This window comes from Kitasatospora sp. NPDC005856 (assembly GCF_040629945.1).
Taxonomy (GTDB): Bacteria; Actinomycetota; Actinomycetes; order Streptomycetales; family Streptomycetaceae; genus Kitasatospora.
Genome location: NZ_JBEXWT010000001.1, coordinates 324,964 through 349,452 on the forward strand (window position 1 = coordinate 324,964; position 24,489 = coordinate 349,452).

At 73.5% G+C, this 24,489-nt stretch carries 20 protein-coding genes; 15 read left to right on the forward strand and 5 right to left on the reverse strand.

Annotated elements, in window-relative coordinates:
• Window positions 1-457: 457 nt before the first annotated feature.
• The 3 genes from ABZ449_RS01380 (at window position 458) to ABZ449_RS01390 (ending at window position 3,610) form a co-directional block, all read left to right on the forward strand.
• Window positions 458-1,333: a hypothetical protein gene (locus tag ABZ449_RS01380; protein ID WP_360338149.1), complete on the forward strand. Its 876-nt coding sequence runs from the start codon at window positions 458-460 to the stop codon at window positions 1,331-1,333.
• Window positions 1,334-1,639: 306 nt separating this feature from the next.
• On the forward strand, window positions 1,640-2,296 hold the full coding sequence (locus ABZ449_RS01385) for a hypothetical protein (RefSeq protein ID WP_360338152.1): 657 nt from the start codon (window positions 1,640-1,642) through the stop codon (window positions 2,294-2,296).
• A 516-nt stretch (window positions 2,297-2,812) separates the two neighbouring features.
• Entirely contained in the window at window positions 2,813-3,610 is a 798-nt protein-coding gene (locus ABZ449_RS01390) for an SGNH/GDSL hydrolase family protein (protein ID WP_360338155.1), read from the forward strand.
• 90 nt (window positions 3,611-3,700) lie between these two features.
• On the opposite strand, the gene ABZ449_RS01395 is transcribed toward ABZ449_RS01390, so the two are convergent.
• The 3 genes from ABZ449_RS01395 to ABZ449_RS01405 form a co-directional block, all read right to left on the reverse strand.
• Window positions 3,701-4,669 carry a nitroreductase/quinone reductase family protein gene (locus ABZ449_RS01395; protein ID WP_360338158.1) on the reverse strand — a complete coding sequence of 323 codons (969 nt, stop codon included), beginning with the start codon at window positions 4,667-4,669 and terminating at the stop codon, window positions 3,701-3,703.
• A gap of 722 nt (window positions 4,670-5,391) precedes the next feature.
• Window positions 5,392-6,558: a polysaccharide deacetylase family protein gene (locus ABZ449_RS01400; RefSeq protein WP_360338791.1), complete on the reverse strand. Its 1,167-nt coding sequence runs from the start codon at window positions 6,556-6,558 to the stop codon at window positions 5,392-5,394.
• Window positions 6,559-6,852: 294 nt separating this feature from the next.
• Window positions 6,853-8,679: an AMP-dependent synthetase/ligase gene (locus ABZ449_RS01405; protein ID WP_360338161.1), complete on the reverse strand. Its 1,827-nt coding sequence runs from the start codon at window positions 8,677-8,679 to the stop codon at window positions 6,853-6,855.
• A gap of 528 nt (window positions 8,680-9,207) precedes the next feature.
• Here ABZ449_RS01405 and ABZ449_RS01410 point away from each other — a divergent pair.
• The 6 genes from ABZ449_RS01410 (at window position 9,208) to ABZ449_RS01435 (ending at window position 15,904) form a co-directional block, all read left to right on the forward strand.
• Window positions 9,208-12,330 (forward strand): nitrate- and nitrite sensing domain-containing protein, encoded by a 3,123-nt coding sequence (locus tag ABZ449_RS01410; protein ID WP_360338164.1) that lies wholly within the window; start codon window positions 9,208-9,210, stop codon window positions 12,328-12,330.
• Window positions 12,327-12,746 (forward strand): roadblock/LC7 domain-containing protein, encoded by a 420-nt coding sequence (locus ABZ449_RS01415; protein WP_049652175.1) that lies wholly within the window; start codon window positions 12,327-12,329, stop codon window positions 12,744-12,746. The genes ABZ449_RS01410 and ABZ449_RS01415 overlap by 4 nt, the downstream gene beginning before the upstream one ends.
• Window positions 12,747-12,754: 8 nt before the next feature.
• Window positions 12,755-13,336 carry a DUF742 domain-containing protein gene (locus tag ABZ449_RS01420; RefSeq protein WP_360338167.1) on the forward strand — a complete coding sequence of 194 codons (582 nt, stop codon included), beginning with the start codon at window positions 12,755-12,757 and terminating at the stop codon, window positions 13,334-13,336.
• Window positions 13,337-13,439: 103 nt separating this feature from the next.
• The gene (locus tag ABZ449_RS01425; protein ID WP_360338794.1) at window positions 13,440-13,991 is read left to right on the forward strand and encodes an ATP/GTP-binding protein; all 552 of its coding nucleotides are present in this window, start codon (window positions 13,440-13,442) and stop codon (window positions 13,989-13,991) included.
• A 400-nt stretch (window positions 13,992-14,391) separates the two neighbouring features.
• Window positions 14,392-14,550 (forward strand): hypothetical protein, encoded by a 159-nt coding sequence (locus tag ABZ449_RS01430; RefSeq protein WP_360338170.1) that lies wholly within the window; start codon window positions 14,392-14,394, stop codon window positions 14,548-14,550.
• An 832-nt stretch (window positions 14,551-15,382) separates the two neighbouring features.
• Window positions 15,383-15,904 carry a winged helix-turn-helix domain-containing protein gene (locus ABZ449_RS01435; RefSeq protein WP_360338797.1) on the forward strand — a complete coding sequence of 174 codons (522 nt, stop codon included), beginning with the start codon at window positions 15,383-15,385 and terminating at the stop codon, window positions 15,902-15,904.
• A 165-nt stretch (window positions 15,905-16,069) separates the two neighbouring features.
• On the opposite strand, the gene ABZ449_RS01440 is transcribed toward ABZ449_RS01435, so the two are convergent.
• Window positions 16,070-16,852 carry an IclR family transcriptional regulator gene (locus ABZ449_RS01440; RefSeq protein ID WP_360338173.1) on the reverse strand — a complete coding sequence of 261 codons (783 nt, stop codon included), beginning with the start codon at window positions 16,850-16,852 and terminating at the stop codon, window positions 16,070-16,072.
• Window positions 16,853-17,299: 447 nt separating this feature from the next.
• On the opposite strand from ABZ449_RS01440, the gene ABZ449_RS01445 reads away from it, so the two are divergent.
• The 6 genes from ABZ449_RS01445 (at window position 17,300) to ABZ449_RS01470 (ending at window position 23,250) form a co-directional block, all read left to right on the forward strand.
• Complete coding sequence (locus tag ABZ449_RS01445) at window positions 17,300-18,385, forward strand: ABC transporter substrate-binding protein (protein WP_360338176.1); 1,086 nt, start codon at window positions 17,300-17,302, stop codon at window positions 18,383-18,385.
• Window positions 18,386-18,455: 70 nt separating this feature from the next.
• Window positions 18,456-19,484: an ABC transporter substrate-binding protein gene (locus ABZ449_RS01450; protein WP_360338179.1), complete on the forward strand. Its 1,029-nt coding sequence runs from the start codon at window positions 18,456-18,458 to the stop codon at window positions 19,482-19,484.
• Window positions 19,485-19,492: 8 nt separating this feature from the next.
• Window positions 19,493-20,347, forward strand: coding sequence for an ABC transporter permease (locus ABZ449_RS01455; protein WP_360338182.1), 855 nt, complete (start codon window positions 19,493-19,495; stop codon window positions 20,345-20,347).
• Window positions 20,344-21,138: an ABC transporter ATP-binding protein gene (locus ABZ449_RS01460; RefSeq protein ID WP_360338185.1), complete on the forward strand. Its 795-nt coding sequence runs from the start codon at window positions 20,344-20,346 to the stop codon at window positions 21,136-21,138. The genes ABZ449_RS01455 and ABZ449_RS01460 overlap by 4 nt, the downstream gene beginning before the upstream one ends.
• 114 nt (window positions 21,139-21,252) lie before the next feature.
• Window positions 21,253-22,158: an ABC transporter substrate-binding protein gene (locus tag ABZ449_RS01465; RefSeq protein ID WP_360338188.1), complete on the forward strand. Its 906-nt coding sequence runs from the start codon at window positions 21,253-21,255 to the stop codon at window positions 22,156-22,158.
• A 3-nt stretch (window positions 22,159-22,161) separates the two neighbouring features.
• Window positions 22,162-23,250: an LLM class flavin-dependent oxidoreductase gene (locus tag ABZ449_RS01470; protein ID WP_360338191.1), complete on the forward strand. Its 1,089-nt coding sequence runs from the start codon at window positions 22,162-22,164 to the stop codon at window positions 23,248-23,250.
• A 172-nt stretch (window positions 23,251-23,422) separates the two neighbouring features.
• On the opposite strand, the gene ABZ449_RS01475 is transcribed toward ABZ449_RS01470, so the two are convergent.
• The gene (locus ABZ449_RS01475) at window positions 23,423-24,415 is read right to left on the reverse strand and encodes an aldo/keto reductase (protein ID WP_360338194.1); all 993 of its coding nucleotides are present in this window, start codon (window positions 24,413-24,415) and stop codon (window positions 23,423-23,425) included.
• Window positions 24,416-24,489 lie beyond the last annotated feature (74 nt).

Consider the following 24,489-nt stretch of genomic DNA (forward strand, 5'->3'; position numbering starts at 1 on the left):
GCGCCCCAGGAGGTGGGCGGGTTTCGGGCAGTGCGCGGGGAGCGGTCGGCGGTCGGGGTGGGGTGGCGCTGAACTTGTTCGATTACTCGGGGTGCATTGTCAGTGGCTCTGTGTATGTTCCTCGGCGTCGGCCACTCCCCGGCGGGGAGGTCGGCGCGATCCGGTGTCGGATGAGTGAGGAGGAGGAGCCATGGCTGCTGTACGGAAAGCGGTGCGCGAGGTTCGCGAGGTGCTGGGCGCTGAGGCGGGGCGGCCGTCGCGGGGCCGTCGGAGGGTGCTGGTGCTGGCCGGGCGGAGGCCGGGCGGCGGTGCCGGAGGGGGTTCGGCGGGCGGGCCCGGTGGGGCGGCCCCGCCCGGGGGCGGGCGGCCGCCGGGTGCCCGGGCGGGAGGAGGAGGTGCGCGGGCGGCGGGCCGTGGCGGCCGGGTCCGGGGCGCGCCGCCGCCCCAGCCGGTGGCGGTGGCCCTGGCCGTCGACGCCGGAGACTTCGCCGGGCTCGCGCAGTACGGGCTGTTCGGCGGGCTCGGGCACCAGGCCTACCTGCGGAGCGCGGAGGAGCAGCTGACGGCCCTGCACCGGCAGGGGCTGGAGGTGCACCTGCGGGTCCTGGAGGCGGGCGACTTCGAGGACTACTGCGAGGCGCTCGGCCTCGACCCCCGGATGCCCGCCGCCAGGGTCGCCTACGCGGGCGATCCGGAGCTGGCCGGGGAGCCGTTCGTCTACGCGGGGGAGCGGCTGGCCGAGCTGGTGCCGGTGCTGCTGGACGACCACCGGGCGCGGGTGCGGATGTCCGTGGCCTGCGCAGCCCTGCTGAGCGCCGTTGGTGACGACCCTGCCGGGCAGCTCCGGATGGCGGCCGTGATGCGGTACGTGACCTCGGTCTACCTCGCGCTGGCCGAGGGCGCGGGGGAGGGGTGCCATTTGCTGACGCTGCGCTGCCACGGCCCGGAGGACGGCGAGGAGCTCACCTCCGCGGTGGACGTCTGCGTCGAGGAGGGGCGGCTGTACCCGGCCGGGCGGGACGCCGAGGCGTTCTGCGTCACGCTCGCGGCGGGCGTCACCCTGCGGGGGGAGGGGGCGCTGCTGCTGCACGGCGATCCGTCGGTGGGCGGGCCGGGCGACGACCGGGCCCGGGATGCCCGGCCCCGCCCGCCGGTGCACGGCTGGGCGCTGACCGGCGGGCGGCTGCGGCCGATGACGGCGCACGAGGTGTTCGACGAGTTGGCCGACGACGCCGCGCGGGGGCTCCCCTTCCCGCCCGGGGTGGATCCTCGGCCCGGGTTCCCGCTGCCCGGCCTCCAGGGCCCTTGGGAAGGGGGTGGGCCGCTGGGGTGATCGGGGCGTTCACCGCCTCCGCAGCCAGCGCGTTCGTCGCCTCCGAATCCACCATGCGGCGCTGGGGGCTGTTCATCGACCGCGTGTTCGGGGAAGATCGGAGAAGATCAACAGCAGGAGCGTGCGGTGCCCCACGCCGCCGTTCCGGCCGCTCCGCCCCGTACCGCGCTCTGCAGGTCCTCCCAGTGCACCGCCGGTCCGGCGAAGCCCGACTGCGAGAGGGGGACGGATGAGCGCGCGGAGCGAGCTCGGCGCCAGGTGGTGCGCGGGGGCGAGCGTCCCCGTCGAGGTTCGCGGGGCCGGAGCATGAGCCCGATCGAGTACAGCGCGGAGATCGCGGAGCTGCTCGGGAAGGTGCGCCGGCGTCCCACGGCGGGCTGGCCCTGGCGGCCGGGCGAGCAGGTGCCGGACGGGCTGCCGGTCAAGCAGTCCTGGGGGTGGCTGTTCGCGCCCGACGGGCGGGTGCTGACGCTGGTGAACCCCCGGGACGGGATCTGCTCGCTGCCCGGTGGTTCCCTGGAGCCGGAGGACGGTGGGGACCCAGCGGCCACCCTGGCCCGGGAGGCGGCCGAGGAGGCCCAGGCCCTGGTCGGCCGGCCGTACTACCTCGGCTACCTCTACGACCGGGTCGGTTCGGCGAACGGCGGGCACGAGTGCGCGCGGGTCCGGATGGCGGCGGCGCTGCGCTCGGTCGGCCCGAGCGTGGCCGATCCGGCCTCGGGCCGGCACTACCGGCGGCTGCTGGTGGCACCGGGACTCGCCGTCGAGTTGCTCGGCTGGGGCGCGCCCGGGCTGCGCCAGGCCCGGGCGGCGGTCGCCATCGCCGCCCGCTGGCTCGGTGTGCCCGCGGCCGCGAACGAGGTGATCGAGGAGTTGCCGGTCGAGGGCTGCACGGTCTCCTCGGGCATCGTGTACCCGGGCGCCGTGCACCCCAGTGGTGGCCGCCCCGGCGCGCAGGGCTGACCTCGCGCGTCGCCGTACTTCCGGGCGACTCCCCGCGGGGCTTCCCGACACGATGCCCGGTGCGATGCCCGATGCGAGGTTCCGGCGCGGGCCGTCCTGACGCGTCGCCACGGCGGGAGTCAACATCGGCCGCCCGGGGTCGATCGGCCGCATCGGTGAATTTCCCGTGGTGCCGCCGATGCCCGCTTCGGCCCACCTGCTGACGATCGTTCACCGATGTCGTCAGCCCCCCCTGGGTCGGCTGACGCCATCTTCGAATCTGACCCGGCGGTGGCCGCTCGGCGACCCACCGCTTGCCTTGCACGGAATTTCTGCAAGTTGCCGGTCTATGCGCGCTGCGCTACGCGCGTCATCAGGCACCCCTGCTGACCTGCGCGAAATCACGGAGCGTCAGCGGCAATTCATCTCCGAGCCGTGCGACGCCCCGTCAATATCCTTGGCATGACCGCTTCCGGGTTGGGCTACCGCCTGGTATCACTTCTGTGACCCTCACCACCCCACCCCACTGGAGCCGTGATGATCCGCCCTGCCCGCGCTCTGTCCGTCGCCGCCATAGCGGCAGGCCTCGCCATGACGACGCTCTTCACCGCGACCTCCGCGAACGCCGCCGGTGCCAACTACGTCGCCCTCGGCGACTCGTACTCGTCCGGTGTCGGAGCCGGCAGCTACCTGAGCGACAGCGGCAGCTGCAAGCGCAGCACCAACGCGTACCCGTACCTCTGGAAGAACGCGCACGCGCCGTCCTCCTTCAAGTTCGTCGCCTGTTCGGGTGCCAGGACCGGCGACGTCCTGAACAGCCAGATCTCGGCGCTGGACGCCAGCACCACGCTGGTCAGCATCTCGGTCGGCGGCAACGACGCCGGCTTCGCCGACACCATGCAGACCTGTGTCCTCGGCTCGGACGCCGACTGCATCAACGCCGTCAACACCGCCAAGAACTACGCCACCACCACCCTGCCCGGCCAGCTGGACAAGGTGTACTCGGCGATCAAGGCCAAGTCCCCGAACGCCCACGTCGTGGTGATGGGCTACCCGCACATCTACAAGGTCGGCGGCAGCTGCATCTTCGGCATCGGTGACACCAAGCGCTCCGCCATCAACGGTGCCGCGGACACCCTGGACGGCGTCCTCGCCAAGCGGGCCGCCAACGCCGGCTTCGCCTTCGGCGACGTCCGCAGCATCTTCAACGAGCACGAGATCTGCGGCTCGCTGACCACCTGGCTGAACAGCACCACCCTGCCGGTCGACGAGAGCTACCACCCGAAGGCGGCCGGCCAGTCCGGCGGCTACCTCCCGGTGTTCTCGGCGCTGTAAGGACTTCCGCAACGGACTGCGTCGTCGCAGGACGGACCGGTGCCGCCGCTCCCTCCCACCCCTCGGGAAGGGAGCGGCGGCAACGCCGTTTCAGCCGCCGGTCGGTGCGGACGGGCCCGGCGCTGAGCCGCCCGGCCCGGGCCTGCTCGGCACGGGACCGCTCGGCACGGGACCGCTCGGCGGGAAGGGAATGCCGGCGAGTACCGGCAGCAGTTCCGCCTCCTCGAAGTCGAGGTGCGCCTCCAGTTCGGCGGACATCCGGTCCAGCTCCGTCCGGAGCCGCTCCGGCTCGGTGACCGCGATCCCGGCCAACAGGGCTACCAGCTCCTCCTTGATCCGTCCGATGGCCCGGTGCTGCTCGTCGAGCCGCGTCAGGACGTCGGCCAGCTCCGGACGGCTGCGCGCGAGGGCCGGGAAGATCGCGGAGCCCTCACCGGTGTGGTGGTGCGTCAGCCCGTCGCAGAAGGCCAGGCAGTGCTGGCGCAGCTGCAGGCCGAGTGCGGCCGGTCGGCCCGGGACGTGGGAGCGCGCCTCCTGCCGTACGTGGCGCAGCTGCGCCCGCAGCCAGGTGTGCGCCTCCAGCAGTTTGTCGGCGAGGCTGCGCACCACCACCGGGGCCGGGCCGTCGGCGGGCGGTTCGAGTCGTTCCAGGACGACGACCGGCAACTCGCGCTCGGTATGGGCCTGGTAGTCCCCGTAGCCCGGAGCCTTCCGGACCACGGCGGCGAACAGCCGCTCCCGGCGGGCTCCTTCGGCGGGCACGGCGACGGTGTCGAAGGCGACGGTGTCGAAGGCCTCGGTGCCGAGTTCGACCCGGACCACCGGGTGGACGAGGAGGTTGCGGTACCACTGGGGGTGCTCCGGCGCCCCGCCGGCCGAGGCGACGACCAGGAGCAGCCCCTCCGCCCGGACGTACCCGAGCGGCACGGTGTGCGGCCGCCCTGAGCGGGCCCCGGTGGTGGTCAGCAACAGCAGGTCGCCGCCCTCGAACGGGCCGCCGACCCGCCCGCCGTTGGCGCGGAACTCCTCGATGACGTTCAGGTTGAAGGACATGGGCATGCGTGGGTGATGGGTCTCCGGAAAGAAAGGGGGGCGCGGCCACACGCGGTGTCGGTGCCGGAGCCGGAGGTGCGGCTGGTCGCGCCTCCGGCGCGTCCGTTGAAGGACGCGGAGTCCAGAACGCAGAACGCAGAACGCACGACGCGCTACGCGCACGCGGGCACCGTGGTGACCGCCTGGCGTCAGATCAGGGAAGCGGAGAGAGTGCTCATCGCGCATCGTCCCTTCGGAAGGGTGCCCGCTCGGCTGTCGGCCGGCCCACTGCTCTTTGGCCGACGCCGCGCTGCACGCCCCCATTAGAGTCGGGTATCGGACGCGCTGTCAACGAGCGTGATCACCCCCGAGGGGAGCCGGAACCGCCGTGGAACGCATAGTGGACCTCGACGACGCGGCGGCGCGGATCGCCGCCCGGGCTCCGCGGTGGCGCGAGGCCCGGCTGACGGTGAGCCCGCTCACCTGGCGCGATCCCGGCTCGGAACATCACCTCCGCCGCGGACTTCGAGGCGCGCCTGATCGGTTGGATGGGGGACGTCTTCGGCGGTTGAGCGGCCGCCGGACCGGGTCGCGGGGCATCGGACCAGGGCAGCACGGCCGCCGGACCGGGGCCGCGCGGGAGGCCCACCCCGCGCCCGAACGGCGACGAAGGACACCGAAGGACACCGAAGCCGCCGTGCCGCCGCTCCTGTCGGGGGTGGCGGCACGGCGGGCTCGGGTGGTGCCGGTCAGCGCAGGTAGTCGACCAGGCCGGCCGGCTTGAGTCCGGCGGCGTCGGCCGCGGCGAGGGCGCGCTGGAGGTCGGCGGCGAGGGTGTCGGTCCAGTGCATCAGCACGACGTCGCCGGGCTGCAGCAGGCCCGGGTGCCAGATGTTGGTGGCGCCCCAGCTGAAGTCCGCGTCGGCGGTGAGTACGGTGCGGATGCCGCAGTTGGCGGCGGCCTGCAGGGTGTCGGCGTTCCAGGAGAAGTAGGGCGGACGGAAGAACGTCGGCGCGGTGCCGAAGAGGCGGGTCATGGAGTCACGCGCGTCGCAGATCTCGATCTGCTGCCGCTCCAGCGGAAGCGTGCTGAGGTCGGTGTGGGAGACGCTGTGGTCCTGGACCGAGGAGCCGGGCACGGCGGTGATCCGCCGGAAGAAGGCCGGGTCGGTGGCGGCGGGCATCGGCAGCGGGAAGGCGGTGATCGGAAGCCGGTGGTCGGCGATGAACCGCTCGGCCTCGGGGGTGCGCTGCCAGCCGTCGTCCACGGTGAAGAAGACGACCTTGTCGCTGGTGGGGACGGAGCCGGCGGCCACGGACGGGGCGGGCGCGGGGCCGTCCACCCGGACGTCGTCCACGGAGAACGGGCCCTGCTGGTACCAGCCGTGCACGTACAGGCGAATGCTGCGCGCGTTCGGGCCGGTGGTGAAGCGGGTGCTCAGCCGTTGCCAGCCGCCGCCGGTGGTCTCCGTCCAGGCGGGGGCGACGTCCTTGCCGGTGCTGGTGGCGCCCAGGTAGACGAAGCTGCCGCGGACCCATGCGGAGGCCGTGTAGGTGGTGTTGGGCTGGACCGCGACGGTCTGCGCGCACTCGCCGGTGGAATCGGCGTTCGCCGGGGTGACGGTGAGCGCGGCGGCGCCGGCGTGTGGGGCGGTGGCGGAGACGGACGCCTCGGCCGGGCCGCCGGTGCAGTTCCAGCCGGGGACGCTGCCCCAGTCGGCGAGGTCGGGGGAAGGCAGTTCGAAGCCGGGGTTGGTGGCGAGGTTGACGGTCGGCGCGGCCTGGGCGTTCGGACCGCCGGCCGGGGGAGCGTCGGCGGAGGCCGCCGGTGCGGCGAGGCCGGTGAGCAGCGCGACCGAGGCGGCCAACGCGGACAGGCGCGGGGACAGGCGCGCGGACAGGCCGCGCGTGGACATCGACACGTGAGGACTCCAGCAGGTGGGGGCACGCCCGTGGGGGGACGTGAGCGGAATCGGACCGTCGAACACTGAGCGTGGAACACTGAGCGTGGAACACTGAGCGTGGAACAAGAGGAGTCGCGGAACTCCGGGATGTGGATCCCCGGATCGTCGCAACAATGGACTAGACCAATAGGGTCGTCAAGGGAATGGCGGGTGAAACCCGCGGCCTCGGCCGGGGGCCCGGGCGTCACCGCGCCTGGGAGACAAGGGACAAGACGCTACGTCAAGGACAAGGCGGACAAGCCTGGTTCAGGACAGGTAGAGCTCCTCGATGTCCGCCGCGTAGTGCTCGGCGATCGCCGTCCGCCGCAGCTTGAGCGAAGGGGTCAGCAGCCCCTGGTCCTCGCCGAACTCCCGTGGCAGGAGCCGAAACGCGCGGATCGACTCGGCTCGTGAGACGGCCGTGTTCGCGGCCGCCACCGCGCGCTGGATCTCCGCGTGCAGTTCCTCGTCCGCGAGCACCGTCCACGGGTCCGGCAGCTCCCGCCCGCGGGTCTTCAGCCAGTGCGCCAGTGCCGCCGGGTCGAGCGTGATCAGTGCGGCCACGTACGGGCGGTCGTCGCCCACCACCAGGCACTGGGAGACCAGCGGGTGGGCCCCGACCCGTTCCTCCAGGGCTGCCGGGGCCAGGTTCTTGCCGCTGCTGGTGACGATCAGGTCCTTCTTGCGTCCGGTGATGCTGAGGTAGCCGTCCTCGTCCAGGCGGCCCAGGTCGCCGGTCGCGAACCAGCCGTCGACCAGGGAATCGGCCGTGCACTGCGGATGGTTGAGGTAGCCGCCGAAGACCGAGCCGCCGCGCACCCACACCTCGCCGTCGTCGGCGATCGCCACCGAGGCGCCCGGCACCGGCCGGCCGACCGTGCCGAGCTTCTGCCGTCCGGCCGGGTTGGCGGTGATCGCGGCGGTGGTCTCGGTCAGCCCGTAGCCCTCGTACAACTGCAGGCCGGCGCCGGTGAAGAACAGGCCCAGCTCGCGCCGGAGCGTCGAGCCGCCGCACATCACGCTGCGCACCCTGCCGCCGAGCACCGCCCGCAGCCTCGGGTAGACGGTCCGCTCGTACGCGAGGTGGCGCAGCCGCAGGGCCGCGCCCGGGCCGGGGCCGCGGCCGAAGGCCTTCTGCTCCCGGGCGGCGGCCCAGTCGACGGCCACCTGCCGCGCCTGCTCGAAGAGTTCGCCCCGGCCGGCGTCCTCGGCGGCCCTGCGGGCCTGTTGGAAGATCTTCTCGAAGACGTACGGAACGGCGTGCAGGAAGGTCGGGCGGAAGGTCTCCAGCGCTGGCAGCAGCGCGGCGGTGGAGACCTCGGGGAAGTGTCCGATCCGGAAGCCGCCGCGGATCGCCGCGATCTGCACGGCCCGCCCGTAGACGTGGGCGAGCGGCAGGAACAGCAGAGTGGAGGGGTGGCCGCCGCCGCTCTCGCGCAGGACGTCCCCCCAGCCGGCGAGCAGGGCGTCGGCCTCGGCGGCCAGGTTGGCGTGGGTGAGCAGACAGCCCTTGGGGCGGCCGGTGGTGCCCGAGGTGTAGACGACCGTGGCGATGTTCCCGGCGGCGACGCCGAGGCGCTGGCGGTGCACCAGGGAGTCGGGCACGCCGAGGCCGTCCTCGGTGATCGCGGCGACGCAGTCGCGGTCCAGCTGCCAGATGCCGGTGAGGTCGGGCAGGGCGTCGCAGACCGCGCCGATCGTCATCGCGGCGTCCTCGTCCTCGACCAGGCAGGCCACGGCCTGGGTCTCGGCGAGGATCCAGCGCACCTGCTCGGGGGAGGCGGTGGGGTAGACCGGGACGGTGATGGCGCCGATCGACCAGAGTGCGTAGTCGAACAGCGTCCATTCGTAGCGGGTGCGGGACATCAGGGCGACCCGGTCGCCGTAGCGCACCCCGTGGGTGAGCAGGCCCTTGGCCAGCGCGAGCACCTGGTTCCGGAACTCCCTGGCGGTGACGTCCTGCCACTGCCCGTCCTCGGCCCGCCAGGACAGCTGGACCAGGTCGGGGGTGCGCTCCGCGGTGTCGTAGAGGGAGTCGGCGAGTCCTCCGGTGGCCTCGGGCGCGGCCGGGGCGGGGGTGGTGAACTCGCGCACGGTCCTCCCCAGTTCGGTGCCGTTGGTACGGGTGCGCCGAAACTATCGGATCGCCCTGTCACTGCCCAGGGTTGTGATGGTGACACGGCGAGATCGGCACCGGTCCCCTCTGGTGGTGCCGCGCCCGGGGCGGTCCGGGGTGGCCCGGGGACGGCCCGGGGGTGGCACGGAGGAGGCGCGAGGGAGGCGCCGGGGAGGAATCGCGGAGGGTGTGGGGGTCCGGTGTCAATCCCGCATTCCGGTCATCGGTGGACGTTCCGGACGCGAAGCGGAGGAGGGGAGGACCGGTTTCTGACGTGTGCGGGACGAGACCGGCGGGCGGACTGGTTCGCCCCTCGAACGAGTGGTGAGGGCGTAGTAGAGTCTCGCAGACCTGTGGCCCGGAGCCCCTCCTCCGACCTTTCCCCGACATCCTCCGAGCCCCCGCCACGCCCGTCCTGCCCCCGCTCCTGCCGTTCCCCGCTCCCACCGCTCCCACCACTCCCACCGCTCCCCGTCCGCGCCTGGCACATCCCGACCGAGGACTCCATGCGTCTGCGCAGCAGCTCGATCCGCGCGAAGATCATCGCGCTGCTCCTGGTGCCCATCGTCGCGCTCACCGCGCTGTGGGCGTACGCGACGATCGCCACCACCGGGGACGTCTGGAGCCAGCTCGGGATCAGTCGTACGTACAAGGAGTTCGCGGGACCGGTCGACCAGTACACCGGCGACCTGCAGAACGAGCGCCGCGCCGCCGTCCAGCGGCTGGCCGACCCGCGCTCGCCGGCCGCCAGGGAGGCCTACGAACGCTCCAAGGCCGCCACCGACCGCAGCCTGGACGTGCTGCGACAGAAGAAGGACAGCTCCGCCGGCAAGCTCTCCGCACCCCAGCGCGGCCGCTTCGTGCAGATCATCGCCGCCGCCGACCAGCTGGGACCGCTGCGCGCCCAGGTCGGCCGTTCCGCGCTGAACTGGGAGTTCGCGTTGGGCCAGTACAGCGACCTGGTCAAGCCGGTGTTCGGCTTCCGGTCCGCCTACGTCGCCCGGCAGAGCGGCCAACTCCCCCGTCAGGGCACCATCCTGATCGAGCTGGTGCGCGCCCGGGAGTACCTGTCGCAGGAGGACGCGGCGATGGAGGGCCTGCGCACCGGCGCCGCCAAGCCCACCGCCGAGCAGTACCAGGTCGCGCTGGACGCCCTCCACAACCAGCAGGCGCTGTTCACCGTCTACGTCGCCGAGCTCGACCCCGCCGACCAGTCCGACTACGCCGCGCTGCGCGGCGGGGAGGCCTGGGGAGCGCTGGCCCGCGCCGAGGCGGACTTCGTCGGCGCCGGCGGCCCCGACCGGGTGGTCCAGTCGCTCAACAGCGACTCCTGGCGGGAGACCGCCGACCGGGCGCTCGGTGACCTCGCCTCGATCAACAGCCGGATCTCCGCCGGGCTGGACGAGCGCGCGCGGTCCGCGGCGATCGGGATGCTCTGGCGCGGCGGCATCGCCGGTGCGGTCGGTCTGGTCGCGGTGGTGCTGTCCATCATGATCTCGTTCCGGATCGGCCGCGGCCTGGCCCGCGAGCTGATCGGCCTGCGCAACGCGGCCGACGAGCTGGCCGGCACCCGGCTGCCGTCCGTCATGCTGCGGCTGCGCCGCGGCGAGCCGGTGGACGTGGCCACCGAGGCCCCCGAGCTGCACTTCGGGAACGCCGAGATCGGCCAGGTCGGCCAGGCGTTCAACGCGGTGCAGCGGGCCGCCGTCGAGGCCGCCGTCGAGCAGGCCGAACTGCGGCGCGGGGTCTCGGCGGTGTTCGTCAACCTGGCCCGGCGCAGCCAGGTGCTGCTGCACCGCCAGCTCACCCTGCTCGACACCATGGAGCGCCGTACCGAGAACCCGGCGGAGCTGGAGGACCTCTTCAAGGTCGACCACCTCACCACCCGCATGCGCCGGCACGCCGAGGGCCTGATCATCCTGGCCGGCGGCTCGCCCGGGCGTGCCTGGCGCAAGCCGGTCCGGATGGTGGACGTGGTCCGGGCGGCGGTCGGCGAGGTCGAGGACTACGCCCGGGTGATCGTCCGGCCGTTCCCCGGCACCGGCCTGCTCGGCAGCGCCGTCGCGGACGTCACCCACCTGGTCGCCGAACTCGTCGAGAACGCCGCGGTGTTCTCCCCGCCGACCACCCAGGTCACCGTCCAGGGCGAGGTGGTGGCGCACGGCTTCGCGCTGGAGATCGACGACCGCGGCCTCGGGCTGAGCGAGCAACTGCTCGCCGAGATCAACGAACGCCTCGCCGTGGAGCAGGAGTTCGACCTCGCCGACACCGACCGGCTGGGCCTGTTCGTGGTCAGCCGGCTGGCCCGGCGGCACGGCATCCGGGTGCACCTGCGGCCGTCCCCGTACGGCGGGACGACGGCGGTGGTGCTGATCCCGCGCGAACTGCTCGCGGAGGCGCCGGACGGGAAGCCGGAGCCGGGCGCGGCCGGGCAGCGGCCCGCGGCGGTCGGTCGGCGCGGGCAGCGGGACCTCGTCGCCGTGCCCGGGCCGGCCGGCTCCGCTGGTGCTGGTGCCGGTGCCGGTGCCGGTGCTGGTGCTGGTGCGGGTGCGGGTGCCGCTGCCGGGACGGGGGCCGGAGGCCGTACGGGCACCGGCGCCGGCGGTGAGGCGGGAGGCCGGCACAGCGGGACGACGAGCGGGCCGAGGCCGTCCGTGCCGGAGGCGGGCCGTACGGCGGGCGGGCTGCCGCGCCGTGCCGCGCGGGGGAAGGGCGGGCCGGTGCTGGTCCCCGCGCCCGCGGCGGACACCGAGGACGCGCCGGGGACGGGGCGGCACCGGCGGGAGGACGTCGCGGTGGCGGCGGCCGAGGCGGCCGTCGCGGCCGCGGAGGCTGCCGGGGTCGCCGGGACGGACGGGATCGCCGGGACGGCCGGGACCGCCGGGGGTGCCGGGACCGCTAGGGCAGGGTCGGCGGCCGACCCGGCTGCTGCCGAGGCCACGCCCGTGGACGCCGCACCCCGGACGGTCGGCGGCCTGCCCCGGCGGGTCCGGCAGGCGAACCTGGCACCGCAGCTCAGGGACCAGCTCACCGAGCAGCTGAAGGAACGGTTCCGCAACGGGACCGGAGTCGACGGCGGGGCCGGCGGGGCGTCGCCCACGGACGCCCGGAACGCGCGGGACGGCCGGGCCCCCGGCAACGGCGAGGAGACCCGGGAGGTCCGGGAGCGTTCGCCCGAGGAGGCCAGGGCCACCTTCGCCTCGTTCCAGCGCGGCTTCACCCGGGGCCGCGGCGCCACGGCCCCGGCGGACCGCACGGGCGCTTCCGCGGGTCGCTCCGGTGCGCCGGCGGACCGCCCCGGCGCTCCGTTGACGGATCGTCCCGGCACGCCCGACGATCGTGGCGTGCGCGGGAACGGGCGACCCACCGCCGTACCGGCCTGGCAGCCGCCGGACCGGTCCCGGCGGGCGATCAGCCCGGCGCCCGCCCCGGCGGCGCTGCCCGCGCCGCAGGACACCGGCCGGGCACCGCTCGCCCGTCGGGTGCCGCCCGGGCAGCCGGTCCGCCGGAGCCCGGACACCGGCGCACCCGCGCCACCCGCCGTACCCGAACCACCCGTTTCACCTGCTCCACCCGTTTCACCTGCTCCACACGCACCACCCGCTCCAGCGGAAGGAACTGATTCATGACCACGTCGATGCAGTCGTCCGGGGACCTCAACTGGCTCCTGGACGATCTGGTGGGGCGCGTCGCTGCCCTGCGGCACGCGGTGATCCTCTCCAACGACGGCCTGGCCACCGGCGCCTCCCGCGACCTCGACCGTGAGGACGCCGAGCACCTGGCCGCCGTCGCCGCCGGGTTCCACAGCCTGGCGAAGGGCGCCGGCGGGCACTTCAAGGTCGGTGGCGTCCGGCAGACCATGGTGGAGCTGGACGAGGCCTTCCTCTTCATCACGGCCGCCGGCGACGGCAGTTGTCTGGCCGTGCTGAGCGAGGCCGAGGCGGACATCGGCCAGATCGCGTACGAGATGGCGCTGCTGGTCAAGCGGGTCGGCGAGCACATGGCCGCCGAGCCGCGCACCGAAACCGCCCCGCCGGTGAGATGAGCGGTCCGATGGCGGATCCGATGGCGGATGTGCCGGACGGCCCGGAGACGTCGGACGGCCCCCAGGTGCCGGTGGGCACGGCCGGGCCGTCCGGCGACGGCGGTACGGGTGGTACGGGCGGCCCGGACCGCCCGGGGGTGTCGGCCGAGGACGGGCAGGCGGACCCGGAGGGGCCCGAGGTCGACCTCTTCCGGCCGCGCACCCCGGTCGACGACCGCTGGTTCGACGACGAGGCCGGCCCGGTGGTGCGGCTCTACTCGATGACCCGCGGTCGCACCCGGCCGGTCGAGGAGGGGCTGTTCGACCTGATCTCGCTGGTGATCGCCGTCGAGCCCGGGCCGGTCGCGGGGGCCGTGCCCGCGCACGTCCTCGACCCGGAGCACCAGACACTGCTCACCCTGTGCCGCAGCGAGCCGCTCTCCGTCGCCGAGCTCGGCTCCTACACCGACCTGCCGGTCAGTGTGGTGCGGGTCCTGCTCGGCGACCTCTACGACGCCGAGCTGATCAGCGTCACCCGACCCGTTCCGCTCGCCGAGCTGCCGGACGAGCGCCTGCTGCGAGACGTGATCAATGGACTCCGTGCGCTCTGACCCCCACCCCCGACCGGCCGGCCCCGCGCCCGACCGGGACGGCGCCGAGCCCCGCCCGGCGAGCGCCGACGACCCGCGCTGGCGCGGTGGTCCGGCCGTCGCGGTGAAGATCCTGGTCGCCGGCGGCTTCGGCGCCGGCAAGACCACCCTGGTCGGCTCGGTCAGCGAGATCCGTCCGCTGCGCACCGAGGAGGAGCTCAGCGAGCTGGGCCGTCCGGTGGACGACACCTCGGGGGTGGAGGCGAAGCGCACCACCACCGTCGCGATGGACTTCGGCCGGATCGACCTGCGGCCCGGCCTCGCGCTCTACCTGTTCGGCACGCCCGGGCAGGACCGGTTCTGGTTCGTCTGGGACGAGCTGGCCCGCGGCGCACTCGGCGCCCTGGTGCTCGCGGACACCCGGCGGCTGGCCGACTGCTTCCCGTCGGTCGACTTCTTCGAGCAGCGCGGCATTCCGTTCCTGGTCGCGGTGAACTGCTTCGAGGGCACCGAGCGGTTCGCGCCGGACGAGGTCCGTGAGGCGCTCGACCTCGACCCGGACATCCCGGTGCTGCTCTGCGACGCGCGACTGCGGCAGGACGGCAAGGACCTGCTCGTCGCGCTGGTCGAGCACGCCGCCGTCCTCAGGCATCGTCGTGCCCCGGTGGGCGCCTGAGGACGGCTCGGCCCGACGTCGGGCGTGTGGCGGCATGCACGGATGATGCGTCGGCCGCGTACTGGCGGAGCGTCGGCCGCGCACTGGCGGTGCGGCGGCCGTTCGTCGGTTGAGCGAGGAGTCGGCAGGTGGGGGCGCCGACCTGCCGGTTCCACCCGTCGTCTCATTCTTCTGTCCGCATCCCGGACGATCACTGTGCGGAAGGTTGCCTAGACCCGCCCGGCCGTGGAAGGCTCTGTGGACGAGGGCCGCCCGGCCATGCCGTCGGGAATGCCGGAAACACCCCGTTCGCACGGGTGTTGCCACCGGCGGACGGCCTTCGACGAACCGGCGAGGCATCGTCGGCGGGCGCCGGAGCCGGCGCGCCGCCGTGTGGAGAACGAAGGGGGAGGGCAGTCGGATGAACGTCGACGGACGACGCATCATCACCGCCGTGCCCGGTTCCCCCATGCCCGGTGTCCTCATGCCCGGCGCTGCCGTGTCCGGCGCCGTCGATCCGGCGCTCACCGTCCGCCGCTACATCGACCACGCGCTGACCTGCAGCGCGTGTTGTCGCTGATCGGCCCGACCTTCCCGGTGCGTCCCCGGCGCTGACGGCCCACCCGGCCCACCGCCCGACGCACCGCCGACACCCGTCGACCAGGCCGCAGCGGACCGCCCTCCGGCGTGCCCGCGGGCCGACCACCCGGACCCGCCCAGCGGAGAGACCACGTGAACATCGTCTGCCCCAGCACCGCCCCCGGCATCGTCAGCCGTACCCGAACGACCGGTACGGCCCCCGCGATGCGCGCGGACGGACGGACCGGACGGTGGAACCGGTGCGGGAGCCGCGCCACGGACAGCCGACGCGGACGCCTCGACCTCGAGCCGTTCTGGCCGTCCCGGCAGCCGCACCTGTTCGATCAGACGTGTCCCGGCTCGCCCAGCGCGTCCCGGCCCTCCGCCCGCTGACCAGGTTCGCTCCGGTCCAGCCCAGGTAGTACGCCCGGTCGACGCGCAGACGACTCCACCCCGTCCGTCACGCGCGAAATGAGCGGCACACCATGTCTTCTTCCTCCACGGCCACCCTTCCCCTCCCCGCCGCGACCCCGCACCTGCGCGCGGTCCGCTCCGTCCCGCCGGTCATCTCCGTCCCCGCGACCGTGCCGGTCGGCCCCGGAGCGTCCGGGGCCGCGGGGCCGACCGTCCCCCCGGCGTCGGTGTCCGACCGATGGCCCGGCGCGGCGGCCCGTCCGTCCCACGCCCGCCCGCCCCAGGCCGGCCCGGTCCGCCCGGCCACCGTCCCGGTGCCCGCCGGCGCCCAGCCCGGCGCGGTGGTCCCGCAGGTGCCCCAGGCGCTGCTCGCCGCCCTGCCGGAGGGGGCGGCCGTCGTCGCCACCCTGCCGCAGGGCGTGCTGCCGCAAGGGCTGATCGCCCAGTACGGCGCGCAGTACGGCGGGCTGAGCGGCAGCCCGATGGTCGGGTACCTGGTGCTGGTGCCGGTCGAGAGCCCGGCGGCGGGGAGCGTCGGGCTGCCCGGGGTGCCGGCCGGCGCCGGGGCCCACCCGGCTCCCGGCCCGCAGTCGGTGGTCGGCGGGACCGCTGCGCACGTCGTCGCGGGGGGCCGTCCGGTCCGCCCGGCCGGGCGCGGCATCGCCGTCGACACCGAGCGGCGCAACGCCTACGTCGACGGTCGGCTGCTCGACCTCACCTACCTGGAGTTCGAGCTGCTGGCCCACCTCACCGAGCACCCGCAGCGGGTCCACACCCGGGACCACCTGGTCTCCGCGGTCTGGGGCTACGGCCACGTCGGAGACGGTCGGACGGTCGACGTGCACGTCGCCCGGCTGCGCCGCAAGCTCGGACCGGCCTACCGGGACACCATCGTGACGGTCCGCCGGGTCGGCTACAAGTACACCCCGGCCACGGTCTGACGGCGGGCCGCCACCGGCCGGCCAACCATCTGACGGCCCGCCACCGGCCGCCCCGTCACCAGCGGGCCGCCACCGGTCGGCCCGCCACCGTCGTGTCCGAGCGGCGGGCCGCTCGTCCCGAACGCGGACGGGCGGCCCGCCGCTTCGTCGTGCTCCGACGGGACGTCAGGGGCGCTGGTCCGGCGGCAGCAGGAGGACGGCGAGCGCGTCGGCGCAGCTGCGGGCGTGGCCGAGGAACCAGTCCAGCCGGTCCTCGGTGAGGTGCGCGGGTGTCGAGCGGACCGCGAGGGCGAACCGCGCCTGCCCGGTGCCGTCCAGGACGGGCACGGCCACCGTCCGCACCCCGGCGGTCGACTCGCCGTCGTTGAGCGCGTACCCGGTCGCCCGGACCTTCGCCAACTCCTCCTCCAGGATGGTTGGTTCGGTGATCGTGCGGTTGGTGAAGGAGGGCAGGGGGCCCAGTGCCGCCGCAGCCGTCTCGCCCGGTCGGGGCCAGGCCAGCAGGATCTTGCCGAGGGCCGTGGAGTGCAGTGGCCGGCGCAGGCCCAGTCCGGTGTCCGGGCGGACCGAGCCGCCGACCAGGATCACCGCGTGCGTGCCACTGCGAATCGCCAGGTCGGCGGTCGCCTTGGTGCGCCGGGACAGCAGCTCCAGCTCGGGCCCGGCCAGGTGCAGTCCGCGCTGGTGGAAGGTGAGCTGGCCGAGTTCGGCGACGGCGGGACCGAGCCGGTAACGGGCGGTCTGTTCGTCCTGCTCCAGGAAGCCGGCGCTGACCAGTGTGCGGGCCAGCCGGTGCGCGGTGGACACCGACAGGCCCATCCGGCGGGCCAGGTCCGAGGCGCTCAGGTCGGGGCCGTTGTCGTGGAAGCAGTGCAGCAGTCCGAGTGCGCGCTGGACGGCCTGCGCACCGGCCGGCGGACTCTGGACGGCGGTGGCGGCCTCGGCCATGGCACCTCGCGTTTCGGTTCGGAACTCCGGACGGGCGGCCGGAGGCGGTCTCAGCGTAGGGCAGCCAGTGCTGCGGGAATGTGTCGACGACGTTGCAATGGCATGGCGTTGATGAACAACTGATCCCACCATGTGGCAAAAGCTTGCTTCCGGCTCGCCTGCCGTGGAACGCTCCTGGCATCGCCCCGAACGGCCACTCGGCATCGGCGGCGCCGGCCCCGACTCTGCGGAAGGAGAAGCACCGTGACGTCCCACCGGTGTCTCCCCTCCCGTGCGTGTTGTCGCTGAACGATCCCTCCCGCGCCGCCCGTCCCTCCCCGCGGCGCCTGCCCCTCCCGCATCGTGGCGCACGACTCCCGTGTGCACCAGGCCTCATGGGTCGAGGTGCGGTCATCGATCCCGAGCTCCTCCGGCCGTCGTCGGAGCCCCCGTAGAGGACCAACTCCGTTGTCCAGTCGTACCCAGAACGCCTCCCCGCCTCCCGACACCCTCTGGTTCACCCGCTGCCCGGTGCCCACGGCGACCGGGATAGCCGCCGACCAGGGCCGGCTCGCCCGCGAGTTCGCCGCCGACGGCATCGCGGTCCGCTCCCTCCAGGACGCTCCGCCCGAGGTGGCCGCGGACCACCACTACACCCACGCGCTGACCGGTCTGTTCCGGGAGGGCGGGAACGTCCCCGCACTGTGGGCCCGTTCACGGGGCGAGGCGACCAGACTGATCGGCCTCACCTGGATCGAGGAGCGCCAGGTGGTGCTGGTCCGGGCCGGCAGCGGCATCACCGAGCCCGGGCAACTGCGCGGACTGCGGCTGGCGGCGCCACATCATGACATCGGCATCGACTTCTGGCGGGCGATGGCGCTGGCCGGCCTCCGCGGCGCCCTCGGGCTCGCGGGCCTCACCCTGGCGGACGCCGAACTGGTGGACGTCCCCGGCTCCGAGGGCGGCGGGCAGTGGTCCGCCGAGCTGGCCGCACTGCGGGACGGCACGGTGGACGCGGTGTACGTGAAGGGGGCGCTCGCCGTCGAGGCGGCCCGCCGGATCGGTGCGGAGGTGGCCGTGGAGCTGGATGCGGCGCCGGACCGCCGGGCCCGGGTCAACAACGGCACGCCCCGGCCGATCACCGTCCACCAGCGGCTGTTGGACGCACACCCCGAGCTGGTGGCCCGTTTCCTCGCCGTGCTGCTGGAGGCCGCCGACTGGGCGGCGGAGCACCCGGCGGATGTGGGCCGGATCCTGCAGGCCGAGACCGGTGCCGGGGCCGAGGGTGTCGCCGGGGCCTATGCGCCGGGCAGCCATCGCACCCTGCGGCTGGACCTGTCGGTGGAGCGGATGGAGCTGCTGGCGCTGCAGGAACGATTCCTCGGGGAGCAGGGCTTCCTCGCCGCGCCGGTGGACGTCCAGGCCTGGGCGGATCCGGAGCCGTTGCGCGCGGCCCGTGAGCTGCTGCGGGTGCGGCGTGCGGGTGAGGGTTCCGGTGCAGGCTCCGGTGCGAGTTCCGGTGTCGTCGGCGTTCGGATCACAGACTTCAGGTAACAGCGTTCAGCTAACAGATTTCGAAAGTTGTCAGCTGTCGGCTGTCATCTGTCACCCCTTTGGAGACCCCGTGAAGACTCCTCGTCTCGCCCTCGCCGCCACCGCGCTGTTCGCCTCCGCCGCCCTGGCCGCCTGCGGTTCGTCCGCCGACGGCGCCAAGGCCTCCGCCGAAGGCGGGTCGGGCGGCAGGACCGACGTGGTGCTCCGCCTGCCCGATCCCGGCAACAACGGCTTCCTGGCCCGCGGCAAGAAGGACGGTTCGCTGGACCAGGCCCTGGCCGCGGTCCGCGCCAAGGTCGCCTGGACCGGCAGCGCCGGCCCCTTCGCCCCCGCCGCCCAGGCCCTCTCCGCCGACCAACTGGACGTCGCGCAGGGCTCGATCACCTCGGCCGTCGCCGCGCTCGCCCAGAAGCCGGGCTTCAAGCTGTTCGCCCGGACCGCGCCCGACGGCGTCGGCGAGGGGATCCTGGTGAAGAACGACTCGCCCATCAAGTCCGTCCAGGACCTGGTCGGCAGGAAGGTCGCCGTTTCCCAGGGCGGCACCAGCGAGTACCTGCTGCTCAAGGCGCTGGCGAAGAACGGCGTCCCGGCCGAGAAGGTGGAGCGGGTCTACCTGCGCGCCGACCAGACCTCCGGCGTCTTCAACTCCGGCCAGGTGGACGCCTGGGCGACCTGGAACACCTTCTCGACGCCCGCCATCGCCAACGCCGGCGCGCACTTCCTGGTCAACGGCCAGGAGGTGGGATCCGACAACTACGCGGTCTGGGCGGTGCGCAACGGCTTCGCCGACAAGCACCCCGAGGTGGTGAAGGCCTTCTACACCTACCTGCGGGAGAACGGCGGGAAGGAGAAGGCCGACCCGGCCGGCTACCTCAACGTGTTCACCGACGCCGGTCCGACCGCCGTCACCCCTGCGGAGAAGGACGTCGCGGTGAACGTCAGCAAGCAGGCCGACCCGGCCGACGCGATCTCCGATGCCGACATCGCCCGCTTCGGGACGGTCGCCCAGTTCTTTGCCGACCAGAAGGTCACCAAGCAGCTGGTGGACGTCAAGCCGTACCTGATCGACGTCAACAAGCTCGGAGACGGTGCCAAGTGACCACCGCGATGGGTAAGTTCACGCCCGAGGACACCCGGGCCGCGCTGGCATCCGGTCTGGTCGCCCCGCAGGGCCGGCGGCGCCGGCCCCGCCCCCGCGCACTTGCCGTGACCCTGCGCACCATCGGTCCGCTCGCCCTGCTCGGCGGTTGGGCACTCGCCTCCGCCACCGGCGCACTCACCCAGGACGTGCTCGCCTCGCCCGCCCAGGTCGCCCAGGCGGTGGGGGAGTTGTGGGGAAGCGGCCAGCTGACCGACGCCCTGTCCGTCTCCCTCACCCGCGCCGGGCTCGGACTGTTCTTCGGTGCGACCACCGGACTGGTGCTCGGCGTGGTCACCGGATTCACCCGCCTCGGCGAGGAGTTGCTCGACTCCGCGATCCAGGTCCTGCGCACCGTGCCGTTCCTGGCCCTCGTCCCGCTGTTCATGGTGTGGTTCGGCATCACCGAAACCGCCAAGGTCGCCCTGATCGGGGTCGCCACCAGCTTCCCGATGTACGTGTCCGCCTCGGGCGGGGTCCGCAGCACCGACCGCAAGCTGGTCGAGGCGATGCGCAGCTTCGGCCTCGGCCGCTGGGCGATCGTCCGCACGGTCGTGCTGCCCGGCGCGCTGCCCTCGCTGCTGTCCGGACTGCGCCTGTCGATGACGCTCAGCGTGATCGCCCTGATCGCCGCCGAGGAGATCAACTCGACCGAAGGCATCGGTTACCTGATGGCCCAGGCGCAGAACTACTCGCGCACCGACGTCCTCGCCGTCTGCATCCTGATCTACGGGCTGCTCGGCCTCGCCGCGGACGGCATCGTCAGAGTCCTGGAGCGCGTGCTGATGCCGTGGCGCCAGGTCGTCCAGGGAGCGGCCCGATGACCGCCGACACGTTCACCACCACCACGTCCTCACCTTCCTCGCCTTCCTCGCCCTCCGCGCCGTCTTCGCCGTCCTCCCCGTCGGCTGCCGAGGAGACGGTCCCGGCCGTCCATCTGCGCGGTCTGCGCCGGGTGTTCGGCACCCGGGCGGTGCTCGACGGGGTCGACCTCTCCATCGCCCGCGGGGAGTTCGTCGCCCTGCTGGGTGCGAGCGGCACCGGCAAGACCACGCTGCTGCGCATCCTCGGGGCGCTCGACCAGGCGGACGAGGGCACCGTGCTCGTCCCGCCGATCCGTACCGTGGTGTTCCAGGAACCCCGGCTGGTGCCGTCCAAGCGGGTGCTGGCGAACGTCACAGTCGGCCTGTCGCGCGGCGCCGCGACCCGGGAGACCGGACTGAAGGCGCTCGCCGAGGTCGGCCTGGAACGGCATGCCGAGGCCTGGCCGGCCACCCTGTCGGGTGGTGAGGCGCAGCGCGTCGCACTGGCCCGGGCGCTCGTCAGGGAGCCGCAACTCCTGCTACTCGACGAACCGTTCGCCGCTCTGGACGCGCTCACCCGGCTGCGCATGCAGGACCTCGTCGGTGACCTGGTGCGGCGCCACCGCCCGGCAGTGCTGCTGGTCACCCACGACGTGGAGGAAGCTGTCCGGCTCGCCGACCGGGTCGTGGTACTGCGCGACGGACTGCTCGCCCGGGACGAGGCCGTCGCCGTCGACAGCCCGCGCGACCCGGCCGATCCCGCCTTCGCCGACCTGCGTCGCCGACTCCTCGCCGACCTCGGCGTCCACTGACGCCCGCGATCCACCTGGATCCACCTGGATCCACCGCTGTCCTCCCGATCTCCCCGACTTCCCCGACTTCCCCGACTTCCGACAAACCGACCCCGCACCACCGGAGTTGACCAGATGACCGTCACCCTCGGCGTCCACGCCAGCAACCCCTCGCTCTACTACCTCGCCCGGCTCCCGTACCTGGACGAGGAGCTGGCCCCGCTCGGCGAGACCGGAGCCTTCCACCACTACGCGGACGGCACCCGCACCGGCGCGCTGCTCGCCGAGGGCGTCATCGACTTCGGCGGCACCGGCTCCACCCCGCCGATCACCGCCCAGGCGGCCGGCCATGACCTGGTCTACGCGGCCGTCTCCGCACCCCGCCCGGACCACGGCGCCCTGCTGGTGCTGGACTCCGGCCCGGTGCGGGCGGTCGAGGACCTCAAGGGCGCCACCGTCGTCCTCGCCGTCGGTTCCTGGCAGACCCACCTGCTCGCCAAGGCCCTGCACGCGCAGGGGCTTTCGTACGGCGGCGACGTCACCCCGGAGCGCCCGGCGGCTGGCCAGGACCAGGCCCGGCGGCTGCGCGAGGGCGAGATCTCCGGCTGGATCGCCCAGGGCGCCGAACTTGCCGCCGCCCGCCGCACCGGGGAGTTCCGCGAGCTGGTCCGCACCGGTGACGTCATCACCGACCGCTCGGTGTTCTTCACCCGCCGGGACTTCGCGACCGGGCGCTCCGAGGTGGTTGCCGCGATCGTGACCGCGCTGCGCCGGGCGGACGCCTGGGCGGCCGCCAATCCGGCCGAGGCGGCCGCGATCGCCGCCGAGGAACTGGGCGGTACGGCCGCCGACTGGCAGTCCGCTCTGGTCGCGCTGCCCTGGCGACTGGAGCCCGCCACCGCCGGGTTCGTCGCCGAGCAGCAGGAGGCCGCGGACATCTTCCACGGAGTGGGATTCATCGACCGGATACTGACCGTCGCCGAAGCCCACCTCCCCGCGCTGGAGGCCCCGGTGGCCGCCGCGCTCGCGAAGGCGGTCTGATCCGTGGCCTCCGAAGTCCTCTGGTACATCATTCCGCGCGAGGGCCACTACCCCTGGGAACCGGCCGGGCGCCGCCCGGTGGACCTCGGCTACCTCCAGCAACTGGCTGGCAGCGTCGAACGGTTGGGCTACACCGGAGCCCTGCTCGCGACCGACCTGCACGACGTCTGGACGCTCGGCAGCGCGCTCGCGGCCGCCACCACCCCGGCCTTCAAGCCGCTGCTGGCCGTCCATCCGGGGCTGGTCTCGCCCACCCTGCTGGCCAAGATGGCGCTCAGCTTCGACCACCTGCACGGCGGCCGGCTGCGCTTCAACGTGGTGAACGGCTCGACCGCGCAGCTGCGCGAGTACGGCCTGGACGTCGAGCACGACGACCGCTACCGGCTCAGCGGAGAGTACTGGTCGATCGTCAAGCGCCTCACGGCGGGTGAAGTCTTCGACCACAAGGGCGAGTTCTACGAGCTGAAGGACGCGGGAGCGAGTCTGCGCGAACTGGCCCCGGTGCAGGCCGGCGGCATCCCGCTCTGGTTCGGTGGCAGCTCGGCGGCCGGCATCGAGATGGCGGCCCAGTACGTGGACGTCTACCTGACCTGGGGCGAGCCGCCGCACCTGCTCAAGGAGAAGCTGGACCTGGTCCGCGAGCGGGCCGCCGCCCACGGCCGGACCCTGCGGATCGGGCTGCGGCTGCACCTGATCGTCCGCGACACCGAGGACGAGGCCTGGGCGGCCGCCGACCGGCTGTTGGACGTCACCAGCGAGGCCACCTACGCGCGCCAGCTGGGTGGCGCGAAGGCGGAGGACGGGGTCGGCTGGCAGCGGCAGTTCCGCCAGCACGGGGGGAAGGTGCCGGCGCGGGCCCGGGAGCTGGAGGCCTACCCCAACCTCTGGCCGGGGATGAGCCTGTTCCGCCCCGGGCCCGGTACGGCGGTGGTCGGCTCGACGGCCCAGGTGATCGAGCGCCTGCAGGAGTTCGAGGCGCTGGGCGTCGACACCTTCATCCTCTCGGGCAACCCGCTGCTGGAGGAGGCCCATCGGGTTGCAGAAACGGTTCTTCCTGCCCTGGGCATCAAGCGGCCGAAGGCCGGAATCTGACAGATGTCAGATGACCGCTGACAAGTAACGGGCGACGGCAGACAGATGACAGCTGACAGATGTTGAAATCTGTCAGCTGTCATCCGCCGCTTGTCAGCCGTCAGCCGTCAGCCGTCAGCCGTCAGCCGTCCAGCCGGTATCCGCCAGCCGCCGGTCGGCGCCTCCGCCGCTCTCAGCGGCTCAGCCGGTCGATCTCCGCCAGCTCCTCCGCCGTCAGTGGCCCGGCCGCCAGTGCGTCGAGGTTCTGGTCCAGCTGGGCCACGCTGCTCGCGCCGATGATCACCGAGACCACCCGCGGGTCCCGCAGTACCCAGCAGAGCGCCAGCTGCGCCAGCGTCTGGCCGCGTCGCTCGGCGACCTCGGCCAGCGCCCGCAGCTGCTCCAGCTTCTGCTCGGTCAGCGCCTCCTCGGTGAGGAACTTCCCGACCGACATCCGCGAGCCCGCCGGAACCGCCCCGGACAGGTAGCGGTCGGTCAGCAATCCCTGGGCGAGCGGCGAGTAGGCGATGAGGCTGGTCTGGGTGTCGCCCACCGCGTCCAGCACGCCGCCGTCCTCCACGTACCGGTTGAGGATCGAGTACGCCGACTGGTTCATCAGCACCGGCGTCCCCAGCTCGCGCAGGATCGCCACCGCCTCCCGGTGCTGCTCCGCGGGGTAGTTGGAGATCGCCGCGTACAGCGCCTTGCCCGAGCGGACCGCGCTGTCCAGCGCCCCCATCGTCTCCTCGATCGGGGTGTCCGGGTCGTACCGGTGCGAGTAGAAGACGTCGACGTAGTCCAGCCCCATCCGCTCCAGCGACTGGTCGAGGCTGGCCAGCAGGTACTTGCGGCTGCCGCCGTTGCCGTACGGGCCGGGCCACATGTCCCAGCCGGCCTTGGTCGCGATGAACAGCTCGTCGCGGTACGGCCGGAAGTCCTGGGCGAACAGGTAGCCGAAGTTGCGCTCGGCGCTGCCGTACGGCGGGCCGTAGTTGTTCGCCAGGTCGAAGTGGGTGATGCCCCGGTCGAAGGCCCGGCGCAGCACGGCCCGCTGCACCTCCAGCGGCTGGGCGTCACCGAAGTTGTGCCAGAGCCCGAGCGAGACGGCGGGCAGCTGGACGCCGCTGCGGCCGGCCTTCCGGTAGGTCATCGAGTCGTAGCGGTCGCCCGCGGGGAGGTAGGTCATGCCGGACATCTTGCCAGCCGGCCGTGGCGGATGGAGCCTTGCCCCGCTCCTGGCCGGTGCCTATGCTCGCGGAG